Here is a 17,155-nt window from a genome sequence, read left to right as displayed (position 1 = left end):
CTCAATAGTCACTGGAACGAAGCGCTGTCGACGGCGTGATAGACGTAGCGTCCACCGGTCATCCGCTTGATTTCTTCGAGGTAGTTGGAGTTCATCACAAACAGGTTGGCGCCTTCGGGCAAGGCATCCATGGCCTCTTGCGGCGAGGACACCCGCACGCCGCTCAGGGGCAGATATCGGCCCTGTTTAGCCGGGTTGATATCCACCACGCGATCCACCGCCACGCCCGCGCGCTGCAGGAACAGCGAATAAATCACGCCTTTGGACGAGGCGCCCCAAATCGCCGAACCCTGCTCGGGCGCCGCTTGAATGATCTGCACCGCACGCTCAAGGCTGCTGGTGAAACCATCCGGCAAGGCCAGGCGCGGCACCGGTTGTTCCGGCGTCAGGCGCAGCGCGGCCAAGTCGGCGACGATGTACAGGTATTGGCCACCGAACAGATGACCGGCCTCGTGCACGGTGCCGAACATCCGGCGCAAATCATCGAGGCGGAAATAATTGACGTGTTCGTAAAACAGGTCGAACCAGGCACGGTGCTCGAGAATCCAGTCGAAACACGGGACTTCGATGTAGATCTGTCCGCCCTGGTTGGCTTCGGCGATGACCGCCAGAAAGCTCAGCGGATCCTGAATATGTTCCAGCACATGGCGCAACACGATAGCGTCCGCCGACAGACCCAGGCCGCGAGTGAATGGCGCCTTGATCACGTCGGCGCTGTCGCCTTCGTAGGCCGGGTCGATGCCGGTGATGGCGTAGCCCAGGCCTTTGAGCAGTTCAAGAAAGTAGCCTTTGCCGCAGCCGACTTCGATCAGTTCCTGGCCTTTGAAGTGACGGGCAATGATCCCTTCGACATCGCTCAGGTGCTTCTGGAACTGGCCGGAATGCGCCTGCTCGTTCTGATAGTCGGCGTCGTAGCTGAGCTTGTCGGCATCGAAGGCCTGATTGAAGATCAACCCGCTCGTCTCGTCTTGCACCAACACCATGTCGGCGCAGGCCGAAGCTTTCGCCGATTGCGCATCGGCAAAGGTCCGGTTCTGCAACACCGGCAGGTCGGCGACCCGATACAACTCATGCCTCATGCTCTGCTCCCAGTAGCTGTTGCAAGCGGTCCGCCACACCCCAGAACGCCATCGGCTCATGGGTCGGGTAGGGGTAATGGCCCAGGTTCAAACGGATCGATGCGCCACGTTCACGCAACTGTTGCTCGACCAGCGCTCTGACCGATATCGGCTGGCCGCTGGAACAATTGATCACGCCATCGAATTCGCGCTGTTGCAGGATCGCGGCGAGGTAACCGGCGGCCGTGTCGATCGCCAGGTAATCGCGCAACTGTTCGCCGGCCGACATGTTGAAGCTGTCGTCTCCGGCCTCGATCGCCCGGTCCAGTGCCGCCAGCAAACTGTTGGGGTTCTGCCCTTCGCCGTGCAGGTAAAACAGCCGCGCCCATTGCAGGGTGAAGGGCTGTTGGCGCTGCAGGTTTTCGAGGAACAGACGCAAGGTGTTCTTGGCCAGCCCGTAAGGGTTACTCGGCTGCGGCGCGGTCTGCTCGCTGAGCGGGCCACTTTGCAGGCCATATTCGAAACAGGTGCCCGCCACCAACACCTGCGACACGCCCGCCTCGACCGCGCCCTTGATGAAGCGGTAATTGGCCATCAGGTTGTGTTCGAAGTGAAACAGCGCCTGATAATTCGGCAACCCCGGCCAAGCGAGATGCGCCAAGGCATCGACGCCATCGGTCAGCGCGGCGAAATCCAGGTCGGCGGCATGAATATCCGCTGCCACGAACTCCACGGCATTGATCCACGGCAGTTGCGCAGCGGTCTCGGCGTTACGCGCCACGGCCCGGACTTTGCAGCCACGGGCGAGCAAGGCTTCGACCAAATGGCGGCCGACGAACCCGGTGGCACCGCTCACGAGCACTTTCACAGCACGGTCAACTCAGGCACGGCGATCACGAATCGGCCGTCCCACTGCCGTACCTGCGCCAGTTGCTGACTGACTTCGTGCAGCAAATTCCACGGCAGTACCAGCACGTAATCCGGTTTCTCCAGATCGATTTGCGCCGGCGAAACGATCGGAATGCGACTGCCCGGCAAGTACTTGCCCTGCTTGTGCGGATTGGCGTCGGCAACCCAGGCCAACAGGTCCGGTTTGACCCCCGCATAGTTGAGTAACGTGTTGCCCTTGGCCGCCGCGCCATAACCGACCACGCGCTTGCCGTCGGCCTTGGCCTGCAACAGAAAGCGCAGCAGTTCGTGCTTGATACGTTCAGCCGCTGGCGCCAGGGTTGCGTAGTACTCGGGCGTCTTCACCCCGGCGTCCAGTTCGGCCTGCAACTGTTGCTGCACGGTCGGTTGTACGGCGCGGCGTTCACCGTCCTTGCGCTGCACGAACACCCGCAGCGATCCACCGTGAGTCGTCAGCTGGCTGACGTCGAACACCTCCAGGCCATTGCGCTCGCACAAGGTCTGCACGGCGGTCAGGGACAGGTAGGAATAATGCTCGTGATACAGCGTGTCGAACTGCTTCCCCGCCATCAGCGTCAACAGCTGCGGAAACTCGAACGTCGCCACACCGGTCGGCTTGAGCAAGCTTGCGAATCCGCCGAGGAAATCATTGATGTCCGGCACATGGGCAAGCACGTTGTTGGCAGCCATCAGGTCGGCGGCCCAGCCTTCGCTGTTCAGTTGCGCAGCGGTCTCACGACCGAAGAACAGTTCGCGAATCTCCAGGCCTTTCTCCCGTGCCGCTTGCGCGGTGCTGCGGGTCGGTTCGACGCCCAGGCAAGGGATGCCACGCCCAGCCACGTACTGCAACAGGTAACCGTCGTTGGCGGCGATTTCCACCACGCGACTGTCGGCCGTCAGGCCGAAGCGTTCGACCATCTCCGCGACATAGCGCTCGGCATGGGCCAGCCAGGTACTGGAGAACGAACTGAAATACGCATACTCGGCATCGAACAGGCTGTCGGCGCTGGTGTAATCCTCGGTCTGCACCAGCCAGCATTGCTGGCACACCGCGACCTTCAACGGCACCCATTGCTCGGCTTGTTCCAGGCGATCGGCGTGCACATAGGCGTTGGACGGCGGCGAGGTGCCGAGATCGATCAGCGGCAGGCTCAGCGGTGCAGCGCACCCACGGCAGTTCATAGAGGCACTCCAGCGAAGTGTTCATCGAGCAAGGGATGGCTGGAATCCCTGGCCGACAGATTATTGACAGGCAGCGGCCAGGCAATCGCCAGCCGTGGATCGTTCACGCTCAAACCACCTTCGTGCGCAGGCGTGTAATCGGCGCTGTGCAGGTAAAGCAATTCGGCGTCGTCGGTCAGGGTCTGGAAACCATGGGCGAACCCGGCCGGGATCAGCAGGCTGCGACCGTCGCCAGCGCGCAAGTGTTCGGCGTGCCAGCGCAGGAAGGTTTCGGAGTCGGGGCGCAAGTCCACCGCCACATCCCAGACCTCGCCGCGCAGGCAGGTAATCAACTTGGCTTCCGGCGCATTGGAATTTTGATAATGCAGGCCACGCACACTGCCCCGCGCACGGGTGCAGGAGTGATTGATCTGGCGGATATGAAACGGCTGGCCAAACGCGCTCAGGCTGCCTTCGCAAAACAACCGGGCGAAGTGCCCGCGATCATCTTCGAAGCGTTTGTGCTGCACGCTGAACAGGCCGGCCAACGGCAAGGCTTTCACCAGGAATTCGCTCACAACGCGCCTCGGTACAGGTTCAACTGACGCAAGGTGATTTCACGCATGTCATCGCCGTTTTGCCACGCCAGGTGCCAATCGAGGGTCTGGGTCAGGCACTGCTGCAACGACCAGCGCGGTTGCCAGACCAATCGTTGACGGGCGCGACTGCTGTCCAGGCGCAACAGACCGGCCTCATGCAAATCACTCGGTTCGATGCGCAATCCGCGTGCTTGCGGCCAGCGGCTGGCGAGCAACTCAACCACTTCGCCGACGCTGCACATGTCCGCCTCGCTCGGGCCGAAGTTCCACGCACCGGCAAACTCGGGACCTTGCTCATAGAGGCCAGCGGCCAGTTGCAGATAACCGGCCAGCGGTTCCAGGGCGTGTTGCCACGGCCGTACGGCTTGCGGGTAACGCAAGGTCACGGGCTCGTCTGCGGACCAGGCCTTGAGCACATCGGGAATCAGGCGTTCAGGCGCGAAGTCACCACCGCCCAACACGTTGCCGGCACGGGCCGTGGCCAGGGCCAGACCGTGCTCAGCGTAACGCTCGGCCGGGAAGAACGACGCCGCGTAAGACTGCGCCAACAATTCGCAGCAAGCCTTGCTACTGCTGTAAGGATCATGGCCACCGAGGGCTTCGTTCTCGCGGTAGGGCCACAGCCATTCCTGATTGGCGTAGACCTTGTCGGTGGTCACCAGCACGCAGGCGCGCACGCCGCCGACCTGACGGATCGCTTCGAGCAGATTGAGGGTGCCCATGACGTTGCTGGAGTACGTCCCCAGCGGGTCGCGATAGCCTTCGCGCACCAGCGGTTGGGCCGCCAGGTGCAGGACGATTTCCGGTTGGGTTTCGGCAATCAGCTCCAGCAACGCGCCGAGGTCACGCAGGTCACCGCGCTGATCGTTGATGCCTTCAGCCACCCGCGCCAGTTCGAACAGGCTCGGTTCGGTGGACGGATCAAGGGAAAAACCGCTGACCTCGGCACCGAGGCTTTGCAGCCACAACGTCAACCAGCTGCCCTTGAAACCGGTGTGGCCGGTCAGCAGGACGCGCTTGCCACGCCAGAATTGCGGACTCAGTCCCATTGCTTCCATGGGGCCTCCCCGCTCTGCCACAACGCTTCGAGGTGGTTCTTGTCACGCAGGGTGTCCATCGGGTGCCAGAAGCCTTCGTGCTGGAACGCCTGCAACTGATCTTCTGTGGCCAACGCCGCCAGAGGTTCGGCTTCCCAAGAGGTTTGATCATCCGCGATGTAGGGCAAGACCTTGGGCGACAGGACGAAGAAACCGCCATTGATCCAGCCACCATCGCCGCGGGGTTTTTCGGTGAAACCCAATACCTTGTCACCATCACGTTCCAGCGCGCCGTAGCGTCCCGGCGGCTGCACCGCCGTCACGGTAGCGAGCTTGCCGTGGGCCAAGTGAAAATCCACCAGAGCGCCGATATTGAGGTCCGAAACGCCATCGCCGTAGGTGAAGCAGAACGCCTGCTCTCCATCCAGGTAACGAGCAGCGCGACGCAAGCGGCCACCGGTCATGGTGTCGTCACCGGTGTCGACCAACGTAACGCGCCACGGCTCGCTGTAGTTCTGGTGAACGTCCATGCGGTTGTTGCACATGTCGAAAGTGACGTCGGAGGTGTGCAGGAAGTAATTGGCGAAGAAGTCTTTGATCGCGTAGCCCTTGTAACCCAGGCAAATCACGAAATCATGAATCCCGTGAGCGGAGTACTGCTTCATGATGTGCCAGAGAATTGGCTTGCCGCCGATCTCGATCATCGGCTTGGGCTTGAGGTGCGACTCCTCGCTGATGCGCGTGCCCAGGCCACCCGCCAAAATAACTGCCTTCATCGTCTCCCCTCTTGTTCTTCACAGGGCTCAGCCAAGCTGTATCGAGCTTTTGCGGGCCTTCTGGCTAAAACCTTGTGCCGTGTCGAGCGCCTGGAGAATGACCCGCAAGCGCTCGTTTTATGGCGATATGAGGAGGACTTGCAGGAAACGCGCCAGCTCCATGAGACCGGTATGGGACGCCTGGGCGAGCGCAAAACAGATATGAGAAAGGGATGAGCCCGGAGACGTCACAGCCCGGCCTTTCAACGTGATTGTTTGCTCAGCCGGATATCCATCCCTCGAACCACAGCTGCAAGTTATCCCCCCGCAGCATGTAATCGCGCAGCACTGCTTCGCGTAATTCGTCGCCCATGCGATAGCTGGCCTCGGGGTCGGCCAGGTGCATGCGAATCGCTTGCAGCCATTCCTCAGTGTTGTTGCTGACCACCTTAGTACACGGCAGATAGCCGCGATAGGCTTCAGTGTCGGTGCAAATCACCGGGTAACCGCAGGCGCCATATTCCAGCAGTCGCAAGTTGCTCTTGCAGTCGTTGAAGATGTGATACTCCAGCGGCGCCAAGGCCAGATCCAGATTCAGGCTGGCGAGTTTGGCCGGGTAATCCAGCAACCCGACCGAGGGGTGAAACTCGCGTACGTATGGGCGCAATGCTTCCGGGCACATACCAAAGAATACCCAGTCGACAACATCCGCCAATTCGCGGACAACGTCCGCAATGATTTCCAGATCTCCGGCATGACTGGTGCCACCACCCCAGCCGACGCGCGGCTTGGCGCTGGTGCGCCGCAGGGAAACGCGGTTGCTCCACAAGTGCGTGGCCAAGGTGTTTGGCACCACGCGAATATCGTGATGCATGCCGTTCAACGCATCAGCCAATGCCTGGGTCGACACCACCACTCGATCACACAAGCCAATACCCCGGCGCATGGCTTTTTCGAAATCCTTGGGCCTATGTTTCAAGTGGCCGTTTTTTTCCGGCACATCGATGATGTAGTCATCAAGCTCGAAAATCCGAAAAGCCCTTGAGTAGTTTTTGACTCGCTCGATTTCGTTGACCAGCGCATCGCTGTAGCGCCCTTGCATGATTACCGAATCTGGCGACTGACGTTCCAGGTCGATGATTGACGGCATTTCAAAGGCCTGAATACCGGTGACCATGCCCGCCGCCTCAAGCTCGAGAAACGGCTGCACCACCCGGTAGTGCCCCACTGCCGACTGGTTCACCGGCAAGGCCAGCACACGCGGCAAGCTCCGACTGCCGAATGGACTCCAACCCAGACGCATGCCCGGCTCCAGGCAGAAACTCGAACCGCTGAGGCTCAGGTTAGGGTTGTAAGCCGGGTCCCGCGCCATCTCAGGCAACCACTTGCTGTAGATCGATTGCTGCTCGCGGCCGAGTTGCTCCTGACGCATCGTCTCGTTGCCTTGCTGCAGCGACACAGAGGGTTCCACCAACGTCAGGCGGGAATGAGGTGTCCACACCACCAGGTATCCAGCCTTGGAGGCACGCAATCCCAGATCTACATCGTTGAAAGCGAGGCTGAACGAACGCTCGTCAAGGCCGCCCAACTCGTCAAATACCTGCTTGCGCACCAACAGGCAATCATCGCTGACCGCGCTGTAGTTCTGCACGACCTGCAGGCGTTGCATGTATCCACCGGACTGCATCGATTCGCCGATGAAGGGCGCCCCCACCGGCCCGCGCAACCCAAGCACCAGCCCGGCATGCTGGATTGTGCCCTGGGGGCAGACCATTTTTGCACCGACAATCCCGACTTCGGGACGCTGGGCCTGACTCATCAATGTGTCCAGCCAGTCAGCATCAGTGATAACGCTATGGGGCGTGAGCATTAATAAGTAAGCACCACGGGCCTGAGACGCGGCGAAATTGTGGATCGCCGCAAAGTTGCTGGCATGGGGATAACGCAGAACCCGAAGCTTGTCACTGTCCAGTTGCGCCATGCCGTCCAGCCAGGCGCACGCCTCATTGGTCACACTGGCGTTGTCGACGATCAATACTTCGTAATTCGGATAAGCAGTTTTTTCCAACAGACTCGCCAGGCATCGCTCAAGCGCCGCCAGTTGATCCTTGGTTGAAATGATGATGGACACCTGCGGTCGCTGGGCATGACGGTAATCAATCTGATTGATCAGCGCCTCACTGCCCGGGCGCCACTCGAACGCCACACCGAGTCGCTGCAAATGAGTTTCAAGAAGTCGCGGATTTTCAGCGGCCACCGCCGGCGAAGACAACCATGCGGCATAGTTGAAGGACGACTCCACCAGCACTTCGGCAATGTGCTCAATGGTGTGTGGTCCAGCGCTTTCGACCATGCGCCAGAGCAAGTCCTGGGGTGCCAATTCCTGGAAGTCGGCGCTGAAACCGCCTCGTGCCAGAAAGCCTTTGCGCTCAAACGCCAACGTCCGTCCGGTGTAGGGATAGCTGCGCATCAGGTCGAGGTTGAAGTCGGGCTTGAATACCGGTTCCCGGGATACGCCGTCCACCAGCGCACCTTCGTCCGAATAGCAGCACAGCATATGTTGGCGCTCGACAACGCGCTCGGCCATCAGCAGCAGCGCCGCCTCGCTCAAGCGGTCGCCGGCACGCAACAAGTAGAACCAATCAGCCCCCTCCAGTTGCGGCAGTAAACCATTGAGTTGCTGTGCCCAATCCGCTTCCAGCGTCAGATTCAACACCCGGTCATTCAAATTTGCCTGAACACCGGCGCTACTCAGCACCACCACTGCCTGAGCGCCGTAGCACTGACTGTTGATGCTTTCCAGCGTCAGATCCAGCGCAGCCCTATCGCCGGCACAGTCGATGACAATCGGAACAATCGTCGGGCGACGTGGCCACGCTTGAGTCTGAGCCAGCAGTTGCCCGAGAATCACCGGCTCGCGCCGACACCCCAGCCACTGGGCATACAGCTGCCCGAAGCTGCGGCTGTCGCTGCCGACTCTGGACTCCTGCAGAGCCTGGCGGGCGACGAGTAAATGTCCGAGGGAAAACTCCTCCCATACCCGTTTTTTCGCATCGCCCCCCGGCAAGGCGGCGCAGTAACGGATCCAGCCGGAAAACGCCGCCCCTTTATCGCCACGTCCTTTGAGCATCTGTGCCAGCCATTGCGCCTCGACGACCATTTGCTGCTGTACACCTGGCTGACATTTGAAGCTGTCAGGGTGCAACCGCTCGACACTCTGCACCTGGCTGGCCACCGCAAGGTTGCCCCGACGCAACAGGCAAACAAACAGGACCATATCCAGCAAACCGGCAAATCCTGCCTCCGGCTGCAACAAAGCTGGCAATAACTCCCTGACATCCGAAGTACGCATCAGCACGTTGCTCAAGCCACCGATGAAGTTCAGCGGACGGACCTCAAGGAAATCCAGCAGATCCTGGCCCTTGAATAACGCATTGCCACCGGCCATCGCGGTATTTTCCAGACGTTGCGGCAGGATGTGATCGTCGGCATCACACAGATAACGCTGGGCGCCTGCCAGGCTGACATCTTCGTGGTTGCTCAGCAGCCCGGCCTGGGTCGCGATGCAGCCGGTGAATAGCCGATCATCATCGCAGAGGAATTTGATGTACTCCCCTTGGCTTTCCTCCAGGCAGCGTAACAAATTGCCTTGAAAGCCCAAAGGCTGCGGATTTTTCAGATAGCGCAGGGGAAATCGGGTCTGGGCCGAAAACGATTCGACGATACTCGCGATCTCGTCACTCTGACTGTCGTCACAAATGATGATTTCGAGGGATTCGTAGCTCTGACTCAGGACACTTTGCAACGCCGCACGGAAAAAACGCGGGTTGAAGGCGGGGATGGCGACGCTGACAAGGGGAGCTGAACTCACAGGAAAACTCTCGACCGCAGAGTGCTCCAGCCCTGGGGCCGGGCACGCTGACCCGGTTGGAAGAAAATGCTTGCACTCGACGGCCGAGGGGTCATCTCGGCCGCCGTGTGATTAGCGGTCAAACTCAGATTTTGTTGAACAGACCCAACTGGCTGATCTTGCTGAAGGCCAGCTGAGAGGCCTGCAACATGGTTTGTTGCAGCGTCAGGCGGGTGAGAACTTCGGCCGGATCGGAGTCCTGGATCGACGACGTAGTGGTTTTGTTGGCCATCGACAGGCTTTCGTTGGTAGCGCTCTGGATATCCAGCGCCTGACCGCGAGCACCGATCGACGTCAACGAACTGGTGACCTGATTGCCACCGCTGGCGATGTTGGCGATCGCCGAATCCAGCGATGCACGAAAGCTCTGCTCGGCCGCAGCGGAACCATCGATCGGCGCCTCGAGAGCGGTGCGCAATTTGCTGATGGTGTCGAGGATGTTCTGGGTCTGGTGGGTGTTGGCCTGAACCACGAACTGGTCACCCGCCGCCGGCGTACCGCTGATTGTGAAATCCACACCCGCGGCGGTCGCTGTCGAACCCGCCATGGTCCCGGTAGACACCGGTTTGCTATTAGCGGTCAACGGTGATGCGTACAGCTCATAGTCCGTGGCGCTGGTGAACTTGAGAATCGCCCCGCCATTGGGGAATGCTGCACTGTAGTCGGCAGCGTTGCTGACAGTGGCACCGGTCACGATAGCGGTCGACGGGTTGCCGGCACTGCGCGTGGCGTTGAACGTGTCAGGCTTTGCACCGAGGTTGAAGATATGCCCGGCCACTGCAGTGTCCGGGACATCACCCGATTGCAGATTGATGTTCAGGCGCAGATCGACACCGCGAAAAGACACCTGGGTACCGCCCGCCGTATTGGGATCGAACACGCCGTTGTTGGTGGCTTCAGCCGTTACGTCGTTGCCGCCGGCATCAGTGACCTTGAATTGAGTACTGCTCAGGAACTCGATCGCGTAAGGCTCGCCACTGCGGAACTTGTCGTTGTAAGTCACGCTGCCCGAGACCTGACCGTTGGACAGAGCGACCCGTCCGTCATCCACGGCAGGTGCTGTCAGTGTGGTCAGGGTACGACTGGTGTTGATTGCCTGTTCGAAGATGCTGAAGCCGGTGTCGTTACTCGCCATGGTCAACGCATCGCCAACCTGAAGATCCAGGGTAGTCTGGTCGCCGTGATAGCTGTAAGTGCCATCGGCATTGCGCGAATACGGCGCGGTGCCGCTGTTGGAGCCGCCAAACAGATACTGGCCGTTTTCGTCACGGCTGTTCATCAGGCTCAGCAGCTGCGATTCGAGTTGCCCCAGTTCGGCGGCGTTGGCCTTGCGCTCAGAGTCGGTGTAGCTGGCATTACCCGCGCCCAAGGCCAGTTCGTTGGCACGCTGCAGCACATTGTTGATGCTGTTGAGGACCGACTCGGACTGCCCCAGGGTGTTCTTGATCGTCGTGACGTTGGTCGCAAACTGACTGAGCATCGAGCTCTGCTGGCCCAATTGCAGCAACCGCGAGGCACCAACCGGATCATCGGCGGCCGTGCGCACGCGAAGATTGTCGCTGGCTTCCTGGCTGGTATTGACGACGTTGTTGAAATTCTTCTGGTAGTTCGCGGCGCTGCGCTCATAGAACTGGGGAGTGGAAATACGCATGTTCTATGACTCCTTAAAGGCTGTTGATCAGAGTGCTGAAGATTTCCTGCGCAGCCTTGATGATCTGCGAAGAGGCCGTGTAGTACTGCTGATATTTGACCAGGTTGCCGGTTTCCTCATCCAGATCGACACCGGACAACGAATCACGCGCGCCCTTGGCCTGGGTCAGGATGGCGGTTGTCGCAGCGGAATCGTTCGTGCCCTGGGCTGCCTTGGCGCCGACGTTTTCCACCAGCTTGCCGTACGCATCCGACAGGCTGATGCCATTGCTCGTACCACCGGTTTCTACAGTCTTGCGAGTCTGCAAATCGATGACAGCGAGGCCATTACGGTTGTCCTTGGAGCTGGCGCCGGTCAGGGACACGCTGAAGCTGTCCAGTTCCTTCGGCGAACCGTCCATGGACATTTCAAACGTGAAGGTGCGCTGCACCGGCGGGACGCTGCTGTCCATGATCGCGTTGCCACTGGCATCGACCATTTTCACATCCACGCTCAGGGTGTTGCTTTGACCGGGGACGATGCTGCCGGTATCGATTTCGACACCCGTGGCATCCTTGACCGAATAGGTCTGGGAAGCACCGCCACCTGGACCGAAAACAATCTTGACCGGTGTCGAGTTTTTAATCCCTTCCTGAATGATTGCGCTGTCGGCAGCGTCGTAGATATTGAGCGATGACTTGAGGTCCGGCTGCTTGAGAATGCTGCCGGTTCCGGTGTTGCCAGAGCCATTGACGGCCGTCAGAGGCGCCGCTACGGCAAGACGCTTCGGATCGGTGAGCACTGTCTGGATATCGCTGGCGCCACCACGGGTCGGTGTAACCTTGAAGCTGTCGCCAGCGCTCATGCCTGCCCCGCCCAGGGACAACTCAAAGCCATCGATCACCGGCGCCGGGGTGGTGCTGATGTTGAATGAGCCCATATCGGTGCCGTCCGAGCGGCGCACGCTGTAGTCCGTGGCGCTGGTGAACGTGACCTGATAATCGTTGATAGTCAGCTTGCCCGTGTCCTTGATGGTCACGTTCAGATTGCCCGACGCCGCGTTGTTGCCGGCGCTGGCAATACTGCGCTGGCTGATCAGCGCCGCACTGTTGATATTGCCGAACAGGGCTGCACCGAACTCACCGTTCTTGTCGATGCCTTGGGCAAGCTGAGTGTTGATCTGATCGGCGACCACCAGGGCTACACGACCCAATTCATTCATTGCCGGGTCGAGCACTTCGCTGCGATAACGCAGCAGGCCACCTATTTCGCCACCCGTGATCACTGAGGTGATATCGATGGTGCTGGAGCCACGGTTCATCTGAATCGTCGAGCGGGTCGGATCAGTCTTGCCGGGGACCACTTCCAGGGTGTTGGCGGTATTGCCCATGACCAGCGGCTGGCCGCTGCCCAGATAAATGTCGTAGCTGGAACCGTTCTCAATGATTTGCGCACCGACCAGCTCGGACAATTGGCGGACCGTCTCGTTGCGCTGATCCAGCAAGTCATTAGGTTTTCCACCGTTGCTGGAAACCTCGAAAATCTTCTGGTTCAGTTGGGCAACGGTGCTTGCCAGTTTGTTGACTTGCGAAGCCATGTCCGCCAGGTTGCCATTGATGTTGGCATTCTGCTGGGTGAGCTGACTGGAGATCGAATTGAAGCGTTTGCTCAGGGCCTGCGCATCGCTGAGCAGCAGTTGCCGTGCCGCATCATCGGTCGGTGCCGAAGAGACGTTCTGCATGGAGCCGAAGAACTTGGTCAGTGCGCTGCTGATGCCGGTACTGCTGTCCGACAGCAACTTGTCTACCGGGGTAACCTGCGCCAGATAAGTGGCCGAATCACTATTGAGCGAAGTCGCGGTCTGCAACTGCGCATCAAGGTAGCTGTTGTACACCCGACGCACATCGGCGAGGGTCGTACCGCTGCCGATGAACACATTGCCGAACTGATTCGAGGCCTTGGTACTCTGCACGGTTTGCTGACGCGAGTAGCCGGCCGTATCGACGTTGGCGATATTATTGCCGGTAACCATCAACGAGGTTTGGCTAGCGGATAAACCCGACATCCCGATATTGAGCAAACTCATGGTTCAAACCTTATACCTTGTGCCTATAAAGGCGTGGTGGAAGCGCCCGCCGCAGCGTAGTTTTGGTAACTCGTCATCTGCTTGGCTATCTGCGAAATCTTGCTTGCGTAATCCGGGTCGGTTGCATACCCGGCTTTTTGCAACTCGCGTACAAACTGTTCTGGGTTATCGGCCGACTTCAGCACATCTTGATAGCGATTATTGCTTTGCAGCAGCGTCACAAGGTCATGGAAGCTGTCCTTGTAAGAACCGTAGGAACGGAACTCGGCCGTCTCCTTGACCATCTCGCCATTTCTGAATTCGCTGGTGATCGCCCGCGCCGAATCGCCCTTCCAGTTACTGCTGGCCTTGATGCCGAACAGGTTGTGACTGCTGCTGCCATCCTGGGCGCGCATGACCGATTTGCCCCAACCGGTTTCCAAGGCAGCCTGAGCCACCAGGTAACGCGGATCGACACCGATTCGGTCGGCGGCCTCTTTGGCCATCGGCAGCATGGTGTTGACGAATTCGTCGGCAGAACTGAAGGCTTTCTTCGGCGGCGCCAGGGGGATTTGAGCCATGGCACGACCATGAATCTGCAGGCGCCCGCTGGAGGCTGTATCCGTTTGCGAAGCCAGCCAATCGCCGTTGTACAGGGAGCCGGAACCGGTCCTGGCGCTCTGCGGCACCTGGATGTTGTTCTGCGCCACTGTGGCAGTTGTTGCAGCGGTCGATGCCGACGGCACCAGCCCGGCGAGCAAACGATCAGCCAGTTTCGGTGGCAGTGCCAGACGCCGCTGATTGATCAGCGCCATGTCGTTGCGATGAGCGCCCTCACCCGCGCTTGCCGGCGTTTTCACCGAGCGCGAAGCCCACAGCGGGCGCTCACCATTGAGACGCGACAGCGGCCCATTGGTGGCGACCGTACCGGCGGCAATCGGCGTTTCCACCGCAGCTTTCGCGGCAGCTTGCTTGGCGGCAGACGCTGCCGCGGCCTCACCCGGCGCCATCGGTTTATTCTTCGACATCTGGCGCATCAGCACGTCCGCCAGGCCAATACCGCCGCCTTCGCGGGACAGGGAAACGGCCAACTGCTGGTCGTACATTTCCTGGTATTGCTTGGCCGCCGGTGTGTTGAGCGGATTGTCCTGACCCAGCGCTTCGGTGGCCGAGCGCATTGACTTGAGCATTTCACCAAGGAACAGCGACTCGAATTCCTGCGCCACTTTGCGCATGTTCGCATCGCTGTTCTTGTCGCCGACCTTGAGTTGGTTCAGGCGGTTCAGGTCCGAGTAGGAACCCGAATCGCTGCTGCTGACCAGACCGCTTTTGCGCATATCCATGGTCGCCGTCCTCAGATCACGATCAAGTCGGCTTGCAACGCGCCGGCCTGCTTCAGCGCTTCGAGGATCGCCATCAAGTCACCCGGTGCCGCGCCAACCTGGTTCACCGCACGGACGATTTCGTCGAGGGTGGTACCCGGGCCGAACTTGAACATCGGCTTGGCTTCTTGCTGAGCGTTGACCCGCGAGCGCGGCACCACCGCCGTCTGCCCGTTGGACAGAGGGCCGGGCTGGCTGACGATCGGGTCTTCGGTAATGGTTACGGTCAGGCTGCCGTGGGTCACGGCGGCCGGAGAAACCTTGACGTTCTGGCCGATCACAATGGTGCCGGTGCGCGAGTTGATGATGACTTTCGCCACCGCCTGACCCGGGTCGACTTCGAGGTTTTCGAGGATCGACAAATAGTCGACCCGCTGGCTCGGATCGAGTGGCGCGGTCACACGGATCGAACCACCGTCGATGGCCTGAGCGACGCCAGGGCCCAGCATGTTGTTGATCTTGTCGACGATGCGCTTGGCGGTGGTGAAGTCCGAACGGTTGAGGTTCAGGGTCAGGCTGTTGCCCTGATTGAAACCGCTTGGCACTGCACGCTCGACCGATGCACCGCCAGGGATGCGACCGGCCGACGGAACGTTGACGGTAATCTTGGAACCGTCACGACCCTCGGCATCAAAACCGCCAACCACCAGGTTGCCCTGAGCGACGGCGTAGACGTTGCCGTCAATACCTTTGAGCGGCGTCAGCAGCAAGGTGCCGCCGCGCAGGCTCTTGGAGTTACCGATGGACGCTACGGTGATATCTATCTGCTGACCCGGCTTGGCAAACGCCGGCAGATCAGCACTGATCGATACGGCTGCGACGTTCTTCAACTGCACGTTGCCCGAACCTGCCGGCACCTTGATGCCGAACTGCGAGAGCATGTTGTTGAAGGTCTGCAGGGTGAACGGGGTCTGGGTCGTCTGGTCACCGGTACCGTTAAGCCCGACCACCAGGCCGTAGCCGATCAATTGGTTGGAACGCACACCGGAAATACTGGCGATGTCCTTCAGCCGCTCGGCTTGAACGTCGAAGGCTACGGACAGCAGCAGGGCGCCCACCATAAGGCTTTTCAGATTCAACGTAGCCACCTAGAAAGGGAACAGCGGGCTGAGGAAGAAACGGTCGAACCAGCCTGGCTGACTCGCATCGGCAAACGCACCGGTGCCCGAATAGGTGATGCGCGCATCGGCGACGCGGGTCGACGACACGGTGTTGTCGGTGGCGATGTCATCGGCGCGAACCAGGCCGGCAATCCGCACCAGCTCATCGCCGGTGTTGAGGGTCAGCCACTTCTCGCCACGCACGGCGATGATGCCGTTGGGCAACACGTCGGCCACAGTCACGGTGATCGAACCGGTCAGGCTGTTGCTCTGGCCGGACTTGCTGTCGCCCTTGGTGGCGCGGTCACCTTCATAACCGACGTCCAGACTCAGACTACCGCTGCCCACTGGATCGCTGGTGCTCAGGCCGCCTCCGAAAAACGAGCTCAGGCCGATGTCGGTCTTGCTGTTCTTGTCGATCTGCGAGTTGGCGTTCTTGCTCGCCTGGGTGCGCTCGTTCAGGGTGATGGTGATGATGTCACCGACCCGGAACGCCTTGCGGTCGCTGTACAGGTTCTGTTCGAAACCGGCCTGGTAGATCGAACCGTTATTGGCGGCAGCCGGCAGCGGCGTGCGCGGCAACACCGGGGCGTAGTAAGGGTCATTGGGCTTGGGCGGCGGGGCGACGCAGCCCGCGAGCACAACGGCCCCACTCAGTGCCAGAACAGATACAAAGCGATTCATGACCCTACCTCACGGTGTTGCAGGCGACCTCATGGCCGCCTCATAGACTTGATTACAGATTCTGCGTTACGAACGAGAGCATCTGGTCGGCGGTGGAGATCACTTTGGAGTTCATCTCGTAGGCACGCTGAGTGGTGATCATGTTGACCATCTCTTCAACGGTGCTGACGTTGGACGTTTCCAGGGTGTTCTGCAGCGTGGTGCCGAAACCGGCGAGGCCCGGGGTGCCGACTTGCGGCGCGCCACTGGCAGCGGTTTCCAGGAACAGGTTGTTACCCACCGCTTGCAGACCGGCCGGGTTGATGAAGTCGGCGGTTTGCAGGTTGCCGATCACCTGAGAGGCCGGGTTACCGGCAACGGTGATGGACACGGTGCCGTCACGGCCGACGGTGAAAGTCTGGGCGTCATTCGGAATGACAATCGCCGGCTCCAGGGCGAAGCCGCTGGCGTTGACGATCTGGCCGTTGGAGTCCAGGTGGAAGGTACCGTCACGGGTGTAGGACGTGGTGCCGTCCGGCTGCAGAATCTGGAAGAAACCGCGACCGTCGATGGCCATGTCCAACGGCTGCTCGGTGGTTTGCAGGCTACCGGCGGTGAAGTTTTTCTGGGTGCCGACGATGCGCACACCCGTACCCACTTGCAGGCCCGACGGCAATTCGCTGTCCTGGGTCGACTGGGCGCCTGGCTGGCGTTTGATCTGATACAGCAAGTCCTGGAACTCGGCGCGATCACGTTTGAAACCCGTGGTCGATACGTTCGCCAGGTTGTTGGAAATGGTGGTGAGGTTGGTGTCCTGGGCGGACAGACCTGTTTTGGCAACCCATAGAGCCGGAAGCATTCGATTCTCCTCGTGCGCCTGTTTTAC

The 17,155-nt window shown here is 60.0% G+C and carries 13 protein-coding genes; all 13 read right to left on the bottom strand.

The genetic code is table 11. The features are described from left to right. Window positions 1–8 precede the first annotated feature (8 nt). The 13 genes from PSH97_RS07840 to flgG all read right to left on the bottom strand — a co-directional run bounded on the left by PSH97_RS07840 (window position 9) and on the right by flgG (window position 17,128). Entirely contained in the window at window positions 9–1,079 is a 1,071-nt protein-coding gene (locus PSH97_RS07840) for a class I SAM-dependent methyltransferase (protein WP_305448737.1), read from the bottom strand. Further along, on the bottom strand, window positions 1,069–1,926 hold the full coding sequence (locus PSH97_RS07835) for an NAD-dependent epimerase/dehydratase family protein (RefSeq protein ID WP_305448736.1): 858 nt from the start codon (window positions 1,924–1,926) through the stop codon (window positions 1,069–1,071). Before PSH97_RS07835 ends, PSH97_RS07840 begins: the two co-directional genes overlap by 11 nt. Beyond that, window positions 1,923–3,149: a class I SAM-dependent methyltransferase gene (locus PSH97_RS07830; RefSeq protein WP_305448735.1), complete on the bottom strand. Its 1,227-nt coding sequence runs from the start codon at window positions 3,147–3,149 to the stop codon at window positions 1,923–1,925. Before PSH97_RS07830 ends, PSH97_RS07835 begins: the two co-directional genes overlap by 4 nt. Then, window positions 3,146–3,706, bottom strand: a complete 561-nt coding sequence (locus tag PSH97_RS07825; RefSeq protein WP_305448734.1) for a dTDP-4-dehydrorhamnose 3,5-epimerase family protein — start codon at window positions 3,704–3,706, stop codon at window positions 3,146–3,148. Before PSH97_RS07825 ends, PSH97_RS07830 begins: the two co-directional genes overlap by 4 nt. Beyond that, window positions 3,703–4,785 (bottom strand): CDP-glucose 4,6-dehydratase, encoded by a 1,083-nt coding sequence (gene rfbG, locus PSH97_RS07820; protein WP_305448733.1) that lies wholly within the window; start codon window positions 4,783–4,785, stop codon window positions 3,703–3,705. The genes PSH97_RS07825 and rfbG overlap by 4 nt, the downstream gene beginning before the upstream one ends. Continuing rightward, a complete protein-coding gene (gene rfbF, locus PSH97_RS07815) occupies window positions 4,767–5,540 on the bottom strand; it encodes a glucose-1-phosphate cytidylyltransferase (RefSeq protein WP_305448732.1) in 774 nt (257 codons plus the stop codon). The genes rfbG and rfbF overlap by 19 nt, the downstream gene beginning before the upstream one ends. Window positions 5,541–5,799: 259 nt before the next feature. Continuing rightward, window positions 5,800–9,390, bottom strand: coding sequence for a glycosyltransferase (locus tag PSH97_RS07810; RefSeq protein WP_305448731.1), 3,591 nt, complete (start codon window positions 9,388–9,390; stop codon window positions 5,800–5,802). 124 nt (window positions 9,391–9,514) lie between these two features. Further along, window positions 9,515–11,080, bottom strand: coding sequence for a flagellar hook-associated protein 3 (locus tag PSH97_RS07805; RefSeq protein ID WP_305422684.1), 1,566 nt, complete (start codon window positions 11,078–11,080; stop codon window positions 9,515–9,517). Window positions 11,081–11,093: 13 nt separating this feature from the next. Continuing rightward, entirely contained in the window at window positions 11,094–13,145 is a 2,052-nt protein-coding gene (gene flgK, locus PSH97_RS07800; RefSeq protein WP_305448730.1) for a flagellar hook-associated protein FlgK, read from the bottom strand. 23 nt (window positions 13,146–13,168) lie between these two features. Continuing rightward, complete coding sequence (flgJ, locus tag PSH97_RS07795; RefSeq protein WP_305448729.1) at window positions 13,169–14,467, bottom strand: flagellar assembly peptidoglycan hydrolase FlgJ; 1,299 nt, start codon at window positions 14,465–14,467, stop codon at window positions 13,169–13,171. 11 nt (window positions 14,468–14,478) lie between these two features. Beyond that, window positions 14,479–15,567, bottom strand: coding sequence for a flagellar basal body P-ring protein FlgI (locus PSH97_RS07790; RefSeq protein ID WP_305449761.1), 1,089 nt, complete (start codon window positions 15,565–15,567; stop codon window positions 14,479–14,481). 27 nt (window positions 15,568–15,594) lie between these two features. After that, window positions 15,595–16,290 carry a flagellar basal body L-ring protein FlgH gene (gene flgH / locus PSH97_RS07785; RefSeq protein ID WP_030130509.1) on the bottom strand — a complete coding sequence of 232 codons (696 nt, stop codon included), beginning with the start codon at window positions 16,288–16,290 and terminating at the stop codon, window positions 15,595–15,597. A gap of 52 nt (window positions 16,291–16,342) precedes the next feature. Then, a complete protein-coding gene (flgG, locus tag PSH97_RS07780; RefSeq protein WP_008011001.1) occupies window positions 16,343–17,128 on the bottom strand; it encodes a flagellar basal-body rod protein FlgG in 786 nt (261 codons plus the stop codon). Between the last annotated feature and the right edge of the window lie 27 nt (window positions 17,129–17,155).

It is taken from the genome of Pseudomonas cucumis (assembly GCF_030687935.1).
In the GTDB taxonomy this organism is placed as follows: Bacteria; Pseudomonadota; Gammaproteobacteria; order Pseudomonadales; family Pseudomonadaceae; genus Aquipseudomonas; species Aquipseudomonas cucumis.
This window is presented reverse-complemented; position numbering and strand designations above follow the sequence as displayed.

Coding starts and splice junctions, on each gene's coding strand:
- rfbG (WP_305448733.1), bottom strand. CDS start 4,785: ATGGAAGCAATGGGACTGAGTCCGCAATTCTGGCGTGGCAAGCGCGTC.
- PSH97_RS07790 (WP_305449761.1), bottom strand. CDS start 15,567: ATGGTGGGCGCCCTGCTGCTGTCCGTAGCCTTCGACGTTCAAGCCGAG.
- flgJ (WP_305448729.1), bottom strand. CDS start 14,467: ATGGATATGCGCAAAAGCGGTCTGGTCAGCAGCAGCGATTCGGGTTCC.
- PSH97_RS07840 (WP_305448737.1), bottom strand. CDS start 1,079: ATGAGGCATGAGTTGTATCGGGTCGCCGACCTGCCGGTGTTGCAGAAC.
- PSH97_RS07805 (WP_305422684.1), bottom strand. CDS start 11,080: ATGCGTATTTCCACTCCCCAGTTCTATGAGCGCAGCGCCGCGAACTAC.
- flgK (WP_305448730.1), bottom strand. CDS start 13,145: ATGAGTTTGCTCAATATCGGGATGTCGGGTTTATCCGCTAGCCAAACC.
- PSH97_RS07830 (WP_305448735.1), bottom strand. CDS start 3,149: ATGAACTGCCGTGGGTGCGCTGCACCGCTGAGCCTGCCGCTGATCGAT.
- rfbF (WP_305448732.1), bottom strand. CDS start 5,540: ATGAAGGCAGTTATTTTGGCGGGTGGCCTGGGCACGCGCATCAGCGAG.
- flgH (WP_030130509.1), bottom strand. CDS start 16,290: ATGAATCGCTTTGTATCTGTTCTGGCACTGAGTGGGGCCGTTGTGCTC.
- flgG (WP_008011001.1), bottom strand. CDS start 17,128: ATGCTTCCGGCTCTATGGGTTGCCAAAACAGGTCTGTCCGCCCAGGAC.